The following is a 16,777-nucleotide window of genomic DNA, read 5'->3' on the forward strand; positions in this document are numbered from 1 at the left end:
CCGGCAACTGCAACAGGTACTCGTCGACCACATTCAGGACGAGGAGACCGAGCAGTTCCCGCAGTTGCGAGCCCACCTCCCCGCCGCCACCCTGGTCGAGCTGAAGGAGAAGGTCGAGCACGCGAAGAAGCTCGCCCCCACCAGACCGCATCCCGCCGTACCGAACGCCGAACTCTTTCACAAACTCGTCGGCCCGGGCGTAGGACTGGTCGACCGCCTCCGCGACAAACTCACCGACCGCTCGACATAGGGGTCTTGAGCACCAAGGCTGTGGACGGCCCGGTTCAGCCTGGCAGGTTACGGGTGCGACGCCGGTTCGCGAGCAGCTGGGGAGTCGGACTGACGCTCCTCGGTCCCCTTCTCCGCGCTCGTGCTGGACAACTCCAAACGTGGAGACTTGACGCGGATCGGGCCGCCGCCCAGTCGGCGGTACTTCCACTGCTGCTCGTCATAGTCGTAATACGTGTCTACGCCACCAACGGTGATCATGGCCACCCTCCGTGAGCGCCAATCCCAAACGCCGCCGCTGCTGGACGGCCGAGTACAAGTACCCGAACTCAGCAAATACCAGTCACCCGGGCAGACCGCACGACGGCCCCGGCTGAATTCAGTCGCGTGGTACCCGCCAAGAAGGAATGACACCTCCGCCCTGGCCCGCAAGGGACAGTCATCGCCTCGATGGCGGTCCCCGCGGGCCGCCAGGGCTTCTCCGTATCTGCGGGCCCACGCGACCAAGCGGGGCGCTACGAGGGGACCGAGAAGACCGGCGACTGCCGGCCCGGTGGCAGAGTCGCGAGCCGGGTCAGGCCGATCGCCCGAGGTACCGGCAGAGTGCGCGCCGACCGGCTGGTCAGCAACGCTCGACCATTGCGGCAACCCGGCTCGGAGCGGTGCCGATCGCCGTCGCCGCGTGCGGCCGAGCATCAGTCGGCCGCCAACCCGACGCGTAGGCAAGCCATTCCGTGGCGACGAAACCGGGAAGGATCTCGTGCACCCGGACATCTCGCGTCTCTTGGCGGCGCAGTGCGGCGACAAGTCCGTGCACGCTGGCCCTGGTTGCCGAATAGAGCGACAGCGGCGGGGCCGGGAACCATGCCAACGCCGAGGCGACCATGACGATGTCGCCCTGCGTACGCCGTACGTGCGGGAGAGCCAGCCGGGTGAGGTCGGCGACGGCCACAAAGTTCGTCGTCATGACCTCACAGACTCCCTCGGCGTCGAGATCGGTCAACCTGCCGACTCGGCCGACCGCGGCGTTGTTCACCAGTGCGTCGAGTCGCCCATAACGCTCGATCACCTCCCGGACGATGCGCTCGCGTTTTTCAGGCGACCCGAGAATCGGCCGCGATCGAGCCGACCGGGCGCTGGCCCGCAGCGGCCAAGGACGTGCAGGCAGAATCCAGCCGCGGAGTTTCCCGGGCGGTGATGACGACATTCGCCCCGCGCTCCGCCAGGCGCCGAGCCGTCGCATAGCCGACCCCGGCCGATCCCCCGGTGACAAGAACGACCCGATCGGTCAGGTCGGTCCGCGGACGGGCGGCGGGGTCATCGCAGCTGCTCATGGCGCTCGCTCCCAGCAAAGGTGGCCAGAACAGTCGGGTTCCCACCGACCCGACTCCATTCCTCCGCGCACGTCGTCCCCCGGAGTTTCACCGGGCCCCGCCCGGGGCACCTGCCGCCTTTCGTCAGGGAGGAGTTACCGATGCGCGCGATGGTCTACCGAGGCCCGTACCGGGTCCGGGCCGAGGAGAAGCCTCGGCCGAGGATCGAGCATCCGAACGACGCGATCGTCAAAGTCACCCAGGCCGCGATCTGCGGCTCCGACCTGCATCTCTACCACGGCATGATGCCGGACACCCGGGTCGGAATGACGTTCGGCCACGAGTTCATCGGGGTGGTGGACGAGGTGGGTCCATCGGTTCGCACGCTGAACGTCGGCGACCGAGTGATGGTTCCGTTCAACATCTTCTGCGGAACCTGCTTCTTCTGCGCCCGCGGCCTGTACGCCAACTGTCACAACGTCAATCCGAACGCGACTGCGGTCGGCGGGATCTACGGATACTCACACACCTGCGGCGGGTACGACGGCGGCCAGGCCGAGTACGTTCGGGTGCCGTTCGCCGATGTGGGACCAAGTCTCATCCCGGATTGGATGGCCGACGAGGACGCCGTACTGCTGACCGACGCGGTCTCCACCGGCTACTTCGGCGCCCAGCTCGGCGACATCTCCGAAGGCGACGTCGTGGTGGTATTCGGAGCCGGCCCGGTGGGATTGTCCGCCGCCAAGTCCGCCTGGCTGATGGGCGCCGGCCGGGTCGTCGTCATCGACCATCTCGAGTATCGCCTCGCGAAGGCGCGGTCATTCGCGCAAGCCGAGACCTACAACTTCACCGAGCACGAGGATGTCGTCGTACTACTGAAGAAACTCACCGACCACCTCGGCGCCGACGTCGCGATCGACGCGGTCGGCGCGGAGGCCGACGGCAACCTGCTGCAGCACGTCACCTCGGCGAAACTGAAACTGCAGGGCGGCTCCCCGATCGCGTTGAACTGGGCGATCGACTCGGTCCGCAAGGGCGGCACCGTGTCCGTGATGGGCGCCTACGGACCGATGTTCAGTGCGGTGAAATTCGGCGACGCGCTGAACAAAGGCCTGACGCTGCGGATGAACCAGTGCCCGGTGAAGCGGCAATGGCCACGCCTGTTCGAACACATCCGCAACGGTTACCTCAAGCCCAGCGAGCTCGTGACCCATCGCATCCCGCTGGAACACATCGCCGAGGGCTACCACATCTTCTCGGCCAAGCTCGACGGCTGCATCAAGCCGCTCGTTGTACCCGACGCCGCCTGAGACCGGAGTATCACCATGACCTATACCCCGCAGAAACCGCCGATCGCGGAGACGAGCGATCAGCTACGCGCCCGCATCCCCGGGTGGGGCGCCGACCTGGATCCGAACGACCGGCCGGCTGTACCGAAGGAGAAGTACGACCCGCATCCGTACGGCGCCGTGTGGGACTTCCCGGACCGCCAGGTCGAGGAATGGCCACGGGAGCGATCGAACGAGCACGAGTTCCTCACGCCAGTGTTCGGTACGTCGTGCCCGCCACGCGGCATGTCCGGCCGCATCCGCCAGCACGCCTACCGGCGGTACAGCGAGGGGCGCGCGACCCACTGGTTGCTTCTGCTGGCGGCCGACCGGGTCGACACCGTCGGAAGCACGCTGCGGTCCTTCGCCTCCCGCCATCCTGACAACCCACTCACCGAGACCGGCATCCTCGCCGAGCTCAAACACCACGGTCTGCGATCCCGCTTGGGTCAGAAACGCGCGGACGTGGTCCACCAGCCGTTTGATCTGGTGATCGTCGCCTGGCCCTGGATCGCCGCCACTGTCCTGACCTATCGCATCGTTCGCCTGAGTCGCGGACACCGCACCTCCGCTCGATCGCAGGCGCGGCGATGAGCGATCCGAGCACGTCCAAGTCCGCAAAGCCTGCCCAGTCCTCCGACCTCCGTGAGCGGGTGGTGATCTCGTTGCGGCCGATCGGGGCACCGACCTCGATTGGCCTGTACGGTCTCGGCGCCGCGAGCTGGACGCTGGCCGGACTCCAGCTCGGCTGGATCCCCGCCCTCGAGGGTAAAACCGTCGCGCTGGTGCTGATCGGATTCGCCTTCGTCGCGCAATTGCTTGCCTCGGTGTTCGCGTTCCTCAGTCGCGACGGTACGGTGGGCACCGCGATGGCCGTGCTCTCGCTGACCTGGTTGGTGATCGGCTCGGTCCTGCACAGTTCGAAGCCCGGCGCCGTGAGCAAGACACTTGGTCTGTTCCTGCTGTTCAGCGCCACGACGATGGTGCTCGTCAGCATCACGGCCTCGACCAGCAAACTGGTTCTCGCCACCGTGTTCGGTCTCGCCGCCATCCGCTTTGCCGTTGCCGGAGGCTACGAACTGTCCGGCAGCACCGGCTGGGAACGTCTCAGCGGAGTTCTTGGTGTAGCACTCGTCGTACTGGCGCTCTACACGGCCTTCGGTGCCGGCCTCGAGGATGCTGTCGGCCGGACACTCCTCCCCCTCGGCCGGCGCGGCGAGGGGGAGGTAGCCATTCACGGCAGCCTGCTCGAACAGATCAGCAAGGTCCCCACCGAACCCGGCGTACGAACCAAGCTGTAAGCCCTGCGAGACATGAGGATGCTGATCGTCACGCTGAAGAACCCGCACTCCGCACCCTGAAGCGATCGCTCAGCTGCGGCCTCCTAGACCGCGCGCCGAGGCGTACCTGCCCCTTTGCTGTCGGCCGGCAACTCGCCCCCGGTTTCCAGGCAGGAAGGGCGGGCACCGGCGGTGCATGCCTCAAGCGATCGTTACAGGTTCCGACTCCGGCATCGGCCGGGCCACAGCGGTGGAACTGGCCAAGGACGGCTTCGACGTCGGTGTCACCTGGCACACAGATCACGGTGGCGCCGAAGAAACCGCATCGGAGATCCGCGACCTCGGCAAGCGCGCGACGGTGGCTCACCTCGATCTCGAGGTGCTCCCGGATGCTGCCCAGGTCATCGACGAACTGGCGGACGACCTGGGCGGTGTCGACGTCCTGGTCGCCAACAGCGGAACCGGCACCAGCGAGATCGCCGTCGATCTCACGTACGACGATTGGCGCAAAGTCATCAGCGTCGACCTCGACGGCGCGTTCCTCTGCCTGCAGCGGGCGGCGCGACGGATGATCGCCGCCGGTCGCGGTGGACGATTGATCGCCGTCACCAGCGTCCACGAGCATCAGCCACGAGTCGGTGCGGCGCCGTACGACGCGGCCAAAGGCGGGCTCGGCTTGCTGATGAAAACGCTGGCCCTCGAACTCGGCGAACACGGCATCACCGCCAACTCGGTCGCCCCGGGCGAAATCGCCACCCCGATGACCGACCAGACCGACGAGGATCCGCGCCGGCAGCACCGTCCGGGCGTCCCGCTGGGCCGACCAGGTCACGCCAGGGAGATCGCCGCGACGATCGCCTTCCTCGCCTCACCCAAGGCCTCGTACATCACCGGCGCCAGCATCGTTGCCGACGGCGGCATGCTCCAGATGGGCCCCATGGCCGGCAGCCACCTCACTGAAGACACCTGGCGCCGACCCTAGTGCGATCCGGGTCTTGACCGCGTAGTCGTGGGTATCCGCTGGATCCACCACCACTCGGAAGGACAGTGAGATGCCCGGCGACGTTGGTGATCTGATCACGCAGGACCACCGTGAGGCCGAACGCTTGTTCGACACCTCAAGGACAACCCGGAGAAGCGCCCGAACCTGCTGCCGGTGCTGACCGCCCACAGCCGCGCCGAGGAGGCCGAGGTCTACCCGGTCGCCGCCGCCGAGGCCGGCGAGAAGGAAGAGCTCCGCGAAGCGTTCGTTGTCAGCCGCAAGCAATACCTCGGCGAGCAGCCTGGCGACATGACGCGCGACCCACTCGCCCAGCAGGCGAGCAACGCGGACATCTCCGGGACGTCGGAGCTGAGCAAGGACAAGCTGCAGCAGAAGGTGTAGAGCGAAGCCGCGAGCCGACGGGCCACCGGGGAACCTACGTTGCAGGACTAGGACGAGCACCTCGCGACCCGGGGCGCCGGCACCGGCCAAGCACCCGAAGAACGTTGTCGCCGGGCCGTACGGGCATCCGTTCCATCCGATCGTGGTGAGGGTGCCGATCGGCGTCTGGCTGGCGAGCGTAGTGTTCGACATCGTGGCCCTCACCGGTCCTGATCAGGAGTCAACGTTTGACAGCCGCCCGCTGGTTGGTCGGCATCGGGATCGTCGGCGCCACGTCCCTCTGGGTACGGCGGTCGCAGCGGACTCGGCGGAGCACTCGTCCTCATCTCCGACACACTGATCGGCGTGCCTTAGCGCTCCAGCCGTAGTTCGTGATCAGGCGAGCTGGACCGTCTGACGGCGGTGGTGGCAGTCGCGTGCTAACCGCGCAGGTCGTCACGCACCGCGTCGGCATCCCACACCGCACGAGACAACAGGTTCTGCATGCCGTCCGGGGAAAGATCGCCGGCATACTCGGCGATCGCCGCTGTCGCGCGGCTACTGACCGAGTCCACCGAGCTGGAGGATCATCGCGAGGTCGTCCCGGATCGCCCAGCGCTCAGCGATCCGGCCCTCACGCAGCCGGTACGCGAGCGCGACGTCCCTGGTGCAGACACCCTCGCGCAGGTCGAAGCCGCGGAACCCGCCGCCGGGCCAGTGCAGCTCGCGCGAGCCAAACTGCACGACCAAGTCCTCCTCGGCGACGACGAACGACTCCACCCAACGACCGGGGTACCGGTTACGGCGTGCCGAGGTCAAGAACTGCCTGGTGCCCTCGATCCCGGGCGGCATGTGTGGGGCGAGCGCATGGTTGACGAGGTCCGGGGTGCAGAGCGCGTCGAGGCGGGACACGTCACCTGCGCCGTTGCCGAGATCGTCCAGCTCCTGTACGACCGCCTTGTTCTCAGAGTGGTTCATGCCCCATCGGTATCACCCGTCCGCACACCGGGGAAGCGCCCGGCGGTGCCGCAGGCTCGTCCGGCCGAGCCAGCCAAGCCGCTGCTGGACGACCGCGACCGAGAGGTCTGGCCGATTGTCTGCGACGACTCGGTTGGTCTCGCCGCCGGAGCATGACCTCATCCTCGCGCTCACCGGCCTGCGCGCGGACCCAGTCACGGACGACCAGCAGGTGAGTCTGCGGGCAGAGGCCCACCCAGCCGGGGATCATCGCTACCGCCACGCCCCAGATCACGAACTGCGGCTGGAGTACTGGCCGACCACGACTTCCCACTGCGTGACTCAGCAATGATGGCGACCTACGGCGCCGGCGCCTCGGTGCGTGCGCCCTTTGTGTTCCCAGGACGCCTTCGATGCAAGAGCAGAGAGATCAGCCAGCAGATCTGTTTCTCCTCGCAGACAGAGTGCATCGGCCAGCTCTGGACCGCGACCGGCCCGTCCGGGACGGTCGCCCGCGCTGTTTGGCTCAACGCGTGCGACCTGAGCCGACCACCGGTCTCGAGCCCAAATAGCCAGCCTGCCGCGGCCTGTACCCCGCCGATCCCGGCTCGTAACCGCACCTCACCGCTCCTGAGATGCGACCGTGCGGCAGCCGTGGCCATCAGCATGCCGCGCGCCTGGTGACCCTGCGGCGCAGGCCAGCGACACGGCGGCATTGACGCCGAACCTGCTAGGCCCCGCACCGCGACTACCAGGTCCCCGGCGTACTCATCGCCCACCCACCGGCAGAGCCCTGAACAGATCGAGCGCATAGTCATCACAGCGATGGTGGGCGTGAGGGCGCACACGATCGAGGCTGCGGCCATAACGGCCCGGGCCCAGGTGCTGAGTCATGTCGAGCAGAGCCTTCGTCAGTTGCCAGGTGCAAGCAACAGCGGTGCCAAGGACCTTCTGAAGCCGCCGACTCATGATGGCCACGACCACATCGGCGCAATTGCATAACGAACCTCGCGCCAGGCGCGGGCCTTGCTCCACCCGTGCACCGGCACCACGGCGCGCTCTCACCGGGTAGGGGCCGGCAGCCAATCCTCCAACTCGGACGATTGGTCTTGAGGTAGCGCCGTGGTGGGCTTAGTGTGACGAGAGTCGGTATGTCTCTGGGAGGTGCCGCATGAATGCGACGCCCCCGCAGCAAGGGCAGGGCTGGTTTGCCGCGACGCCATTCGACGCCGAACGTGAGGCGATCGGCCGGGGTGTGTATGTGCTGCGGCTCAGCGGGGACCTAGATCTGGGCAGTTACGAGATGGCGTTCGAGGCGGTTCGCGAGAAGATCGGCCCGACGGCACGGACTGTCCTGCTTGATCTGTCCGGTGTGACGTTCTGCAGTTCGTCGGGGTTGCGTGTTCTGGTCGCTGCGGCCGAGCATGCCGCCACGCAGAACATCGAGCTCGGCTTGGTCGGGGCGGGTCGGTCGGTGCTGCGGCCGATGGAAATCGCCGGCATCGATGCACATTTCCGCAGCTACCCGACGATCGCCGCCGCGCTGGCCGACGGCATCCCATCCAGCGGTGATTCCACTGACAGCTGAAACCGAACAAAGGTCCACCGCAGAGCGACAGCACCATCGTGATCTCATCGTCGTCGGTGCGTCGGCCGGCGGCGTGGAAGCGTTGCGTGACCTGATGTCGGGTCTCCCGGTCGGGCTGCCTGCCGCTGTCCTCGTCGTCCTGCATCTGCCGGCCGGCGGCACCAGCGCACTCGCTGAGATCCTGGACCGAGCCGGCGCGCTGCCGGTCAGGACCGCGGGGCACGGCAACCGGATTGAGCTGGGTCACGTGTATGTCGCCCCGCCGGACAATCATCTGCTGGTGGAAGGGGACTGGTCTGCGCTGTCCCGCGGCCCTACCGAGAACGGCCACCGGCCGGCGGTCGACGCACTGTTCCGCTCCGCGGCACTCGCACGCGGCCCGCGGGTGATCGGGGTCGTGCTGTCCGGCGTCCTCGACGACGGCACGGCGGGCCTGGTAGCGATCAAGTCCCGCGGCGGGCTGGCAATGGTGCACGACCCCGCCGACGCCGGCTACGCCGGGATGCCGGAGAGCGCGCTGCGGACCGTCCGCGCCGACCATGTGCTGGCTGCCCGGGAGATGGGTGCGCAGCTCGATGCGGTGGTGCGCAAGCCGCTCAGGTCGGACATCGCGCCGGATCCGACGCCGCTGCTGCGCTACGAGGACGCCGTGGCCGGCAACAGGCTGGTGACCGCGTTCGACATGGACCGGATCGGCCGCTACGCCGGGCTGACCTGCCCGGAGTGCCAGGGATCCCTGCTCGCGCTCGAGCCCGGCCAGGACCGGTTCCGCTGCCCGGTCGGCCACGCGTGGACCGCGGACGCGTTGCTGTCCACCGCCGACGACCGGATGCAGACCGCGCTGTGGACCGCGCTGCGCACGCTGGAGGAGAAGGCGAGACTCGCCGCGCAGATGGCGGTCAGCGCACACAACCGCGGCAGTGAGCACCTGGCCACGACTTACGAGCAGACGGCCGAGGAGACCAGCCACGCAGCTGGCGTACTGCGAGACCGGCTCACCACTCAAGACACCCATCACACCAGCCAAAGCACCACCCAAACCGCCGGCACGGGCGACGCGAAGACCGGCGAACGATGAGCAGGCCGCATCTGGCCATCGCCATCGCGTCGCAGTCCGGCGCGACGATCGTCGGTCTCACCGGCATCCTGGACGTCGCCACGGCACCACGACTGCGCGACGCCCTACTCAAGTGCCTCGCCGACCAGCCCGCGGCGGTAATTGCGGACCTGACCCTGCTGGAATTGCGCAAGGCGTACACGCTCACCGTGTTCACCGTGGTCGCCCGGCGCACCGCGGAATGGTCCGGCGTACCGCTGATCTTGGTCGCGCGGCCGGACCACGGGTCCCGGTTGGACCTGCATACGAAGGCGATCGCCCGATTCCTGCCGGTCTATCCCGACCTTGTCACAGCGGTCGCCTCGATCCGCCGGCCGCCGACCCGGCGGATCACCCGGCTGCGGCTCGCGGCGACGCCACACAGCGCATTGGCGGCGAGGCGGGTCGTCGTCGCGGCCTGCGAGGTGTGGAACTGCATCGAGCTCGCCGAGGACGCTGCCGCGGTGGTGTCCGAGCTGGTGGCGAACGTCGTACTGCACGCGGGTACCGACGCCGTACTCCGGCTCGAATTCCGCCGCGGCCTGCTCACGGTCGCCGTCACCGACGGCAGCGCCCTGCAGCCGGCGTGGTCGGCGGCACCGCCGACCGGCGATGAGGTCAGGTCCGGCGGCTTCGGCCTGCGCATCATCGAGTCTCTCAGTACGACGTGGGGCTGGGCTCCGACAAGCGACGGCGGCAAGATTGTCTGGGCGGTGCTGCGATTGTCCGCCGGAGCACAGCACGGCGCGGGCCGGGCCGGGCCGCTAGGTTGAGCACCGTGGACACGCCCGATACCGGTCCGAGCGGTGACGTCGAAGACCTGCTCGACCACCTCCGCGAGTCTCGCGGGTTCGACTTCAGAGGCTACAAGCGGACCAGCCTGTTGCGACGGATCCAGCATCGGCTGGACCAGCTCGAGATCGGCTCGTACGGGGAGTACATCGACCGGTTGCAGATCGATGTCGATGAGTTCACGGCGCTGTTCAACACAATCCTGATCAACGTCACCGGATTCTTCCGCGACCCCGAGGCGTGGGACCAGATCGGGTCCGTCGTGATCCCGAAGCTCGTCGCGGACAAGGAACCGGGCGATCCGATCCGAGTGTGGAGCGCCGGCTGCTCCTCCGGCCAGGAGGCCTACAGCATCGCGATGCTGCTGGCCGAAGCGCTCGGCGCCGAGCGGTACCTCGACCAGGTCAAGATCTACGCGACCGACGTGGACCACGATGCCCTGGCCCAGGCCCGGCACGCCACGTTCGACGACGCCGCGATGCGCGGAGTCCCGGACGGCCTACGAGACAGGTACTTCGAGCGCCGCGACCATAGGCACGCCTTCCGCCACGACCTGCGCCGTACCATCATCTTCGGCCGTAACGACCTGGTCCAGGATGCCCCGATCTCGCGGATCGACCTGCTGATCTGCCGGAACACGCTCATGTACTTCAACGCCGAGGCGCAAGCCCGCATCCTCGGCCGATTCCACTTCGCCGTCGTCCCCGACGGCGTGCTGTTCCTGGGCAAGGCCGAGATGCTGCTCAGCCACGGCGACATCTTCGAACCGCTCGACCTCAAGCGCCGGATCTTCCGCCGGGCGCAGGCCACGCCACCCGCCACACCCCGACCCGTCCGATCCTCCGCCGGCGGCGGCCCGTCGGCAGCCGATGTCCTCGGCGAGCTACGGTCACGGGGCTTTTCCGCCAGCCCGGTCGCCCAGTTCGTGGTCACCGTGAACGATGACCTGGCGGTATTCAACGACCAGGCGCGCGAGACCTTCGGCCTGCACCCCAACGACATCGGAAGCCCCCTGCGAGACCTGGAGATCTCCTACCGTCCCGCCGAGCTGCGCACCCAGCTGGCCGAGGTCAAAAGCCGGCACGAGCCCGCCAGGATCACTGACGTCGAGTGGCAACGGCCCAACGGCGTGGTCCAGTGGTTCGAAGTGCAGGTCAACCCGTTGCTCGACGGAGAGGACCTCCTGGGCGTCTCGTTCGTGTTCGACGACGTCACGATCGCACGGACACTGCGGCGCGAGCTGGAGCGGACGAACCGCCAACTGGAGGCGACCAACGAGGAACTCCAGTCCACCAACGAAGAACTCGAAACCACCAACGAAGAACTCCAGTCGACCGTCGAGGAGCTGGAGACCACCAACGAAGAACTCCAATCCACCAACGAAGAACTCGAAACGATCAACGAAGAACTCCAGTCCACGAACGACGAACTCAAAGTGATCAACGACGCCCTCGGCGACCGCAGCACCGAACTGAACCGCGTCAACGACTTCCTGCAGTCCATCCTGACCGGCATCAAGGCCGGCGTCGTCGTCATCGACCAGGCCATGCAGGTCATCGCCTGGAACGCCGGCGCCGAGGAACTCTGGGGCGTGCACACCGCCGAAGCCGAGGGACGGCACCTGCTCGACCTCGACATCGGACTGCCGATGACCGAGGTCAAGCCGGTCGCCCTGAACGCGCTCAGCGATCCGACCTACGTCGGTGAGCTCCGGCTCGAGGCGGTCAACCGCCGCGGCCGAACCATCACTCTACGGCTGGTCTGCAGCGCCCTGAGCAACACCCACGGGGACGGCAACGGCGCCCTTCTCGTGATGGAAACCGTTCCGGCGGACGCGGGCACGTCTGTCAATTCCCTGCAGTAGCGAGCCTCTGCCGGTCAATCGCGAAGTTCCGCGCCGAAGCCGATCCCGAATACACGGCAGGTCTCAGCCACAACTGCGATCCTCCGGAGCACGCGCCTTGCCTTGACATATGCAGGCATATTGTCAGGTGTCCCTGCTGATGGAGAAGGTCTTCAAAGGCGCTCGCCGACTCGACGAGGCGTCAGATTCTCGACATGCTGCATGAGCGCCACGGTCAGACCTTGGGCGAACTGTGTGGGCGCCTGGACATGGCGCGCCAGTCGGCGACCCAGCATCTCGCGATCTTGGAGACAGCCAATCTGATCAGCACGGTCCGGCAAGGCCGGGAGAAGTTGCACTATCTCAATCCCGTTCCACTCCACGAGATACAGGAGCGGTGGATCGACAAGTTCGAACGTCCACGGCTTCGCGTCCTGACCGACGACCCCGCGGTGCGTGGGACATCGGTGGTCGTGAAGCGGCGAGCAGAGGAGGACGGCATGGCCGACAGGCCGACATTCGTGTACGTCACCTACATCCGGAGCAGGCCGGAACACGTGTGGAACGCGTTGACAGACGCGGACCTGAGCGGTGCGTACTGGGGACACCGTAACGTCTCGGACTGGCAGGTCGGCTCTCGCTGGAGCACCAGCGCACGGACGGCTCGGGCATCGCTGACGTGGTTGGTACCGTCCTGGAGGCGAGTCCGCCCAACAGGCTGGTGATGACCTTCGCGAGTCCGGGCGAGCAACCGATCACCGGTCCTTCTCAGGTCACGTTCGACGTCGAATCGTACGACAGTATCGTTCGACTCACCGTCACCCATGAGAACCTGCTCGACCAGGCGGAGTACGAAGCGTCGGCCGCCGGTTGGGCAGCCGTTTTGTCCAACCTCAAGTCCTTCATCGAGACCGGACATCCCCTGTCACAGCCACCCTGGGAGCTGCACACCGAACCGTCCTGAAGGCCTCCGAACGTCGGCGGATTCAAGGCGTCACGTACAGGTCACCGTCAGCCGTCATCTCGGCGAGGAGCGTGGAAGTGCCGCCGAAGCTGTCTGCCCGGGCTCGGGTGCTCGCCACCAATCAGGGCCGCAAGACCGACGCGACTGACGCCCACACGGTCGCGCTGTGAGGAACCCGGATGGCCGGGCCGCGAACGGTGGTGGCCGACGAGCAGCTCGCGGTGCTGCGAGTCCGGGTCGACCGCGTCGCGCGCTGGGTGTTCCAATGCATTGTCAGCAGTCACAGCAGGGTTCCCACCACCCCGGCGCCGTCCGCCACTGCCGGTGCCGTAGGCAGATGCTCGAGGGCGTCGGGAACCTCGACTCTTCGCGGTTGCCCATTGCGCGGGCTTGAAACGTTCCGCTGCCGTCGACCGATACATCAATGGGAGGAACCGGCGATGTGTGAGACAACTCGGCGCCTAGTAGTGCTGCTGCGGATTCTGGAGCGTGGCCCAGCGCCCTTCGGTGCGCTGGGCGACGACGCTGTACTCGATGCGTTGTTCGGGATTCACTCGCGCCTCTTCCCGCCGGATACTGACCTGTTAGGCCGCGGGAGGCGGCGGCTGACTCATGGATCTGCAGCCCACGCAGAGCAGGCGGAGGCGGAACAGTTGCCCGTCAGGTGAGTGGTTCGTGGTGGAGAGCCTGGGCGAGCCAATCGCGGAACTCCTCGGGCGTCCAGTGGCGGTCACCGACGAGATGACGGTAGAGGCCGGGTCGCTGTAGACGGTGATCACGTTGGCGGCTCAGTCTGTGGTGAGCCGAGGAGTCAGGACGCCGGCCGCGACGAGGAGAGTAGCGATCTGCTGTGCTCCCTCGCGCCGGTGGCGGTGCGTTGGCACGTACCACGCCTACGACACCACGGTCCAGGCTTCACGCTCCAGCTGTACACCACCTGCTTCGCCGTCCCACGACCGTGCTCGTCAGGCCGTGGATCGCCGACTGGAGCGTCCTGCGCTCCGGCTGGCGGAGCCGCCACGGAGGAGAGGCGAGATCGAGCGGGGAGATGAGCCGACCGACGAAGGTCCAAGCCTACTCTGAGGCACGCGCTGAGCAGACCGCGATCCCTTACCTGCTGGCTACTTCAGCTCGGCCGAAGCCTCGCCAAGGAGGCGCCGGGCGACGATTGGTTGCTGGATCTGTTGTGCCTTCGAAGATGTCGAGGATCTTGGTGGTGCATGCAAGGGCCGATCGGCCCACCCCGCCGATTTGCCCTCTGACCTGCGGTTTTGTGCTCATCGCCACCCGACGCTGATCACCATTTGTCAGCGTCCCACGGAGCAGTGACGGAGCAGAGAGGCTGGGGAAATCGGGCCGTCCTTTGTCCCGGGGACCTCGGTAGACGAAGGTCGCACGTCGCTCGCGAAACTCGATCGTCTGAAGCTCCCGGCTGTTGCCAGTGACAACCAGGTACGCCCGGTCAGTTCCTCCGGGGCGCGATGTTGTGTTCAGGTGGAAGAGGGTTCCGGGGTCGTACCTGGCCCCTATCTCGGCCAGCCGAGAACTTCGAACAGGTCGACCTCACCGACGCCTACCGGTCCAAGCTACCGTGGACTGTCCGGAGGTTCCTGTGAATACCCGCGGCGCCACGGCGGTGGCCGCGGCCAGCGCCGTACTGTTCGCCGCCGTTTGCAGCAGCAACGACCCCGCGGACCAGCAACCCAACCATTCGGCCCGGCGGGCCGCAGGAAAACGACGCCCCGGGACACCCGGCACGACCATACCGGTGACGCCGCAGCCGATCCCGCCCGGCAATGCGACCAAGACACCGGCCGGCGGCCCGCCGCGGCCATCGCAGGTCAACGGATTCGACGCGAGTACGGTCGCCGCCGTGACCTACCGGTACGACACGGCGATCGACAACTCCTCCAGCGACGCACAGGGCCGCGCCAAACCATGGCCCAATGGGTTCCTGGATTCGCTGATCGACGCTGCGGTGAAGATCGGCACCGTCCCCGCCGCATACCAGGAACTCGTTGTTGCTGCAGGCAAGGTGTGCCCAGGGGTATCCGCTCCGCTGATCGCGGCCCATCGAGCAAGAGTCCGGCTGGAACCCGAACGCCAAGGCACCGGTGGGCGCGCAAGGGTTGTCGCAGTTCATGCCGGGTACGTGAGCCGCACTCGGCCGCGACGCCATCTGGATCGCCTCCGGCCGCACACTCCAGATCCTCCGCATCAGCAGCGCCCAAGCCACCGCCGGCCGACCCGTCGAACCCAGGCTCGCCGCGATGGCGACATAATCGCCTTCTCGATCCACGGCGGCGGCGTCGACCCACGTCGGCATCTACGCCGGCAACGGCACCATGATCCACCCCCCGCACTCGAGAAGAACGTCGAGCAAGTCGACCTCACCGACACCTACTGGTCGAAGCTGCCCTGACGACCGGCCAGGACCTGGTCGAGATGCGAGAGGACGCCCGCAAACGGATCGCCCAGACCGCCACCGCCCTCGGCCGATAGCCCGGTACTCATGACTGTGATCGGCCCGGTGGCCGTCGCGGTCCTGATCACCATCGCGCTGTGCGTGGTGGCGATCCTGTCGGTGGTGCTGAAGGCCAGCGACCAGCGCGCCGACGGTCTCCGGTTGCTTCAGCAGCTGGGTCGGACGCTCGAAAGGATCGTCGGGAAGGTCGACCTGTTCCGGCGTAAGCGCCGCGATGACAACCCGGAACCAGGACGACCAGCGGACTGGCGTCGGCTGACCGAGACGAGGATGGGCGTCTACTCCCACGGCGACCGCGAGGTCGACGCCGACGATCGTCAGTCCCGGGTCTGGAGGATGCTCGCGAACCAGTCGAGCTGCGCGGCCTGCTGGTAGGTCTGGCCACCCTCGTGTTCGTTGTGGGAGTAGATCTGGATCTCCTTGGCCGGCTCCCTGGCAGAGGCGGTGCCGTAGGCGTTGTAGGCCGCGAATACCGTCGACGGCGGGCAAACTGAGTCCATCAGCGCGACCGAGAACAGGGTTGGCGCTGTGGCCAGCCGGCCGAGGTTCACGCCGTCGAAGTAGCTCAGCGTCCGGTACGCCGTCTCGACCTGGTCGCGGAAACCCTTCAGGTATCGGGTGATCTCGCCGTACGGATCCCTGCCGGTGATCTGCAGCGCACGCTCGAAGTGACACAGGAACGGTACGTCGGGAGCACAGCCGAGCAACTCGATCCCGGCCAGACCGGCCAGCCCGGCGGCCGCGATCGCGATCCCGCCGCCCTGACTGCCGCCGGTCACCGCGATCCGGTCCGGGTCTACGAACTCCGAGGTCCGGGCTGCCTCCAGCCCGCGCACCGCATCAACGAAGACCCGGTGGTAGTAGTACGTCTCCGGGTCGCCGATGCCCGCGGTCATGAACCCCGGCGCGTGGTTCAGCCCGGCATACGGGCTGTCGTCCGCCGTACCGCTGCCGCCGCCGGCGCTGTAGCCCTGGCCTCGGGTGTCCATCACGAAGTGGGCGTAGCCGGCCTGCGCCCACAAGTTGGTGGCATGCGGGAACCCGCGGCCACCGGAGTAACCGAAGTACTGGACCACTGTCGGCAGTGGTCCGGTCGCCCGGGCCGGCACGTGCAGCCAGCCCTTGATCGGCGCGCCGCCGAAACCGGCGTACGTCACGTCGTAGGTGTCGATCACCGCGAGCTTGTTGTCCACCTCGGTGAACGTCGCGCTGAGGTCGTCGGTCCGCGCCTTCTCCAGGGAGCGGCGCCAGAAATCGACCAGGTCGGCGGGCGCGGCCACCTCGGGCCGGTACTCGCGGAGCTTGTCGAGGGGAAGATCGAACATGGCCATGGGTTTCTCTCTCCTGGTTCGCCGGCTGCTCGGCGTGCGGTGGTGATGTCTCGTCGGACGCGGTCGGTCATGGTGACGGATGCGTCGGGGTATTCGGCGGTCAGGCAGATCGGGCCGGTGCGGCGTCTGGGGAGCCGACCGCTCCGCCGGCGAGGACGAACCGGCGCGCGAACGGGACCGCGACCGGGAAGACCTCGACCTTCGAGATG

Annotated in this window: 19 protein-coding genes and 3 pseudogenes; 16 read left to right on the forward strand and 6 right to left on the reverse strand. The window is 67.2% G+C overall.

The features are described from left to right. Positions 1–250, forward strand: a pseudogene (locus E0H73_RS40715) (hemerythrin domain-containing protein); the annotation flags it as partial. 47 nt (positions 251–297) lie between these two features. Here the strand turns inward: E0H73_RS40715 and E0H73_RS40720 are convergent. The 3 genes from E0H73_RS40720 to E0H73_RS48150 all read right to left on the reverse strand — a co-directional run bounded on the left by E0H73_RS40720 (position 298) and on the right by E0H73_RS48150 (position 1,562). After that, positions 298–489 (reverse strand): hypothetical protein, encoded by a 192-nt coding sequence (locus tag E0H73_RS40720; RefSeq protein ID WP_131365826.1) that lies wholly within the window; start codon positions 487–489, stop codon positions 298–300. Positions 490–850: 361 nt separating this feature from the next. Then, a complete protein-coding gene (locus E0H73_RS48145; protein WP_165556046.1) occupies positions 851–1,297 on the reverse strand; it encodes an SDR family oxidoreductase in 447 nt (148 codons plus the stop codon). A 25-nt stretch (positions 1,298–1,322) separates the two neighbouring features. Further along, complete coding sequence (locus E0H73_RS48150) at positions 1,323–1,562, reverse strand: SDR family NAD(P)-dependent oxidoreductase (RefSeq protein WP_131365830.1); 240 nt, start codon at positions 1,560–1,562, stop codon at positions 1,323–1,325. A 140-nt stretch (positions 1,563–1,702) separates the two neighbouring features. Here E0H73_RS48150 and E0H73_RS40735 point away from each other — a divergent pair, with 140 nt between their 5' ends. The 6 genes and pseudogenes from E0H73_RS40735 to E0H73_RS48525 form a co-directional block, all read left to right on the forward strand. Then, the gene (locus E0H73_RS40735; RefSeq protein WP_131365832.1) at positions 1,703–2,851 is read left to right on the forward strand and encodes a zinc-dependent alcohol dehydrogenase; all 1,149 of its coding nucleotides are present in this window, start codon (positions 1,703–1,705) and stop codon (positions 2,849–2,851) included. A 15-nt stretch (positions 2,852–2,866) separates the two neighbouring features. Further along, positions 2,867–3,463, forward strand: coding sequence for a hypothetical protein (locus tag E0H73_RS40740; protein ID WP_131365834.1), 597 nt, complete (start codon positions 2,867–2,869; stop codon positions 3,461–3,463). Next, complete coding sequence (locus E0H73_RS40745; RefSeq protein WP_131365835.1) at positions 3,460–4,170, forward strand: acetate uptake transporter family protein; 711 nt, start codon at positions 3,460–3,462, stop codon at positions 4,168–4,170. The genes E0H73_RS40740 and E0H73_RS40745 overlap by 4 nt, the downstream gene beginning before the upstream one ends. 175 nt (positions 4,171–4,345) lie before the next feature. Then, positions 4,346–5,131 carry an SDR family oxidoreductase gene (locus tag E0H73_RS40750; protein ID WP_131365836.1) on the forward strand — a complete coding sequence of 262 codons (786 nt, stop codon included), beginning with the start codon at positions 4,346–4,348 and terminating at the stop codon, positions 5,129–5,131. A gap of 174 nt (positions 5,132–5,305) precedes the next feature. After that, positions 5,306–5,533 carry a hypothetical protein gene (locus E0H73_RS40755; protein WP_238164598.1) on the forward strand — a complete coding sequence of 76 codons (228 nt, stop codon included), beginning with the start codon at positions 5,306–5,308 and terminating at the stop codon, positions 5,531–5,533. Between the two features lie 133 nt (positions 5,534–5,666). After that, positions 5,667–5,873: pseudogene (locus E0H73_RS48525) on the forward strand (hypothetical protein); the annotation flags it as partial. A 79-nt stretch (positions 5,874–5,952) separates the two neighbouring features. On the opposite strand, the gene E0H73_RS48155 reads toward E0H73_RS48525, so the two are convergent. Continuing rightward, a complete protein-coding gene (locus E0H73_RS48155; RefSeq protein ID WP_272949195.1) occupies positions 5,953–6,087 on the reverse strand; it encodes a hypothetical protein in 135 nt (44 codons plus the stop codon). Beyond that, positions 6,071–6,490: an ester cyclase gene (locus tag E0H73_RS40760; RefSeq protein ID WP_131365838.1), complete on the reverse strand. Its 420-nt coding sequence runs from the start codon at positions 6,488–6,490 to the stop codon at positions 6,071–6,073. Before E0H73_RS40760 ends, E0H73_RS48155 begins: the two co-directional genes overlap by 17 nt. A gap of 115 nt (positions 6,491–6,605) precedes the next feature. Here E0H73_RS40760 and E0H73_RS40765 point away from each other — a divergent pair, with 115 nt between their 5' ends. The 9 genes and pseudogenes from E0H73_RS40765 (at position 6,606) to E0H73_RS40805 (ending at position 15,612) form a co-directional block, all read left to right on the forward strand. Then, positions 6,606–6,821, forward strand: coding sequence for a hypothetical protein (locus E0H73_RS40765; RefSeq protein ID WP_131365840.1), 216 nt, complete (start codon positions 6,606–6,608; stop codon positions 6,819–6,821). Between the two features lie 819 nt (positions 6,822–7,640). After that, positions 7,641–8,057, forward strand: coding sequence for an STAS domain-containing protein (locus tag E0H73_RS40770; RefSeq protein WP_131365842.1), 417 nt, complete (start codon positions 7,641–7,643; stop codon positions 8,055–8,057). After that, a complete protein-coding gene (locus E0H73_RS40775; RefSeq protein ID WP_131365844.1) occupies positions 7,975–9,135 on the forward strand; it encodes a chemotaxis protein CheB in 1,161 nt (386 codons plus the stop codon). The genes E0H73_RS40770 and E0H73_RS40775 overlap by 83 nt, the downstream gene beginning before the upstream one ends. Continuing rightward, positions 9,132–9,926, forward strand: a complete 795-nt coding sequence (locus E0H73_RS40780) for an ATP-binding protein (protein WP_131365846.1) — start codon at positions 9,132–9,134, stop codon at positions 9,924–9,926. Before E0H73_RS40775 ends, E0H73_RS40780 begins: the two co-directional genes overlap by 4 nt. A gap of 5 nt (positions 9,927–9,931) precedes the next feature. Beyond that, the gene (locus tag E0H73_RS40785) at positions 9,932–11,809 is read left to right on the forward strand and encodes a CheR family methyltransferase (protein ID WP_131365848.1); all 1,878 of its coding nucleotides are present in this window, start codon (positions 9,932–9,934) and stop codon (positions 11,807–11,809) included. 167 nt (positions 11,810–11,976) lie between these two features. Then, positions 11,977–12,513, forward strand: a pseudogene (locus E0H73_RS40790) (ArsR/SmtB family transcription factor); the annotation flags it as partial. Beyond that, positions 12,468–12,752: an SRPBCC domain-containing protein gene (locus tag E0H73_RS46760; protein WP_202867828.1), complete on the forward strand. Its 285-nt coding sequence runs from the start codon at positions 12,468–12,470 to the stop codon at positions 12,750–12,752. The pseudogene E0H73_RS40790 and the gene E0H73_RS46760, both read left to right, overlap by 46 nt. 1,612 nt (positions 12,753–14,364) lie before the next feature. Beyond that, complete coding sequence (locus E0H73_RS48675; RefSeq protein ID WP_475009311.1) at positions 14,365–15,174, forward strand: hypothetical protein; 810 nt, start codon at positions 14,365–14,367, stop codon at positions 15,172–15,174. 90 nt (positions 15,175–15,264) lie between these two features. Next, entirely contained in the window at positions 15,265–15,612 is a 348-nt protein-coding gene (locus E0H73_RS40805; RefSeq protein WP_131365850.1) for a hypothetical protein, read from the forward strand. On the opposite strand, the gene E0H73_RS40810 is transcribed toward E0H73_RS40805, so the two are convergent. Continuing rightward, positions 15,555–16,568, reverse strand: coding sequence for an acetylxylan esterase (locus E0H73_RS40810; RefSeq protein ID WP_131365852.1), 1,014 nt, complete (start codon positions 16,566–16,568; stop codon positions 15,555–15,557). The two genes, E0H73_RS40805 and E0H73_RS40810, sit on opposite strands and share 58 nt — an antisense overlap. Between the last annotated feature and the right edge of the window lie 209 nt (positions 16,569–16,777).

Source organism: Kribbella pittospori, assembly GCF_004331465.1.
In the GTDB taxonomy this organism is placed as follows: domain Bacteria; phylum Actinomycetota; class Actinomycetes; order Propionibacteriales; family Kribbellaceae; genus Kribbella; species Kribbella pittospori.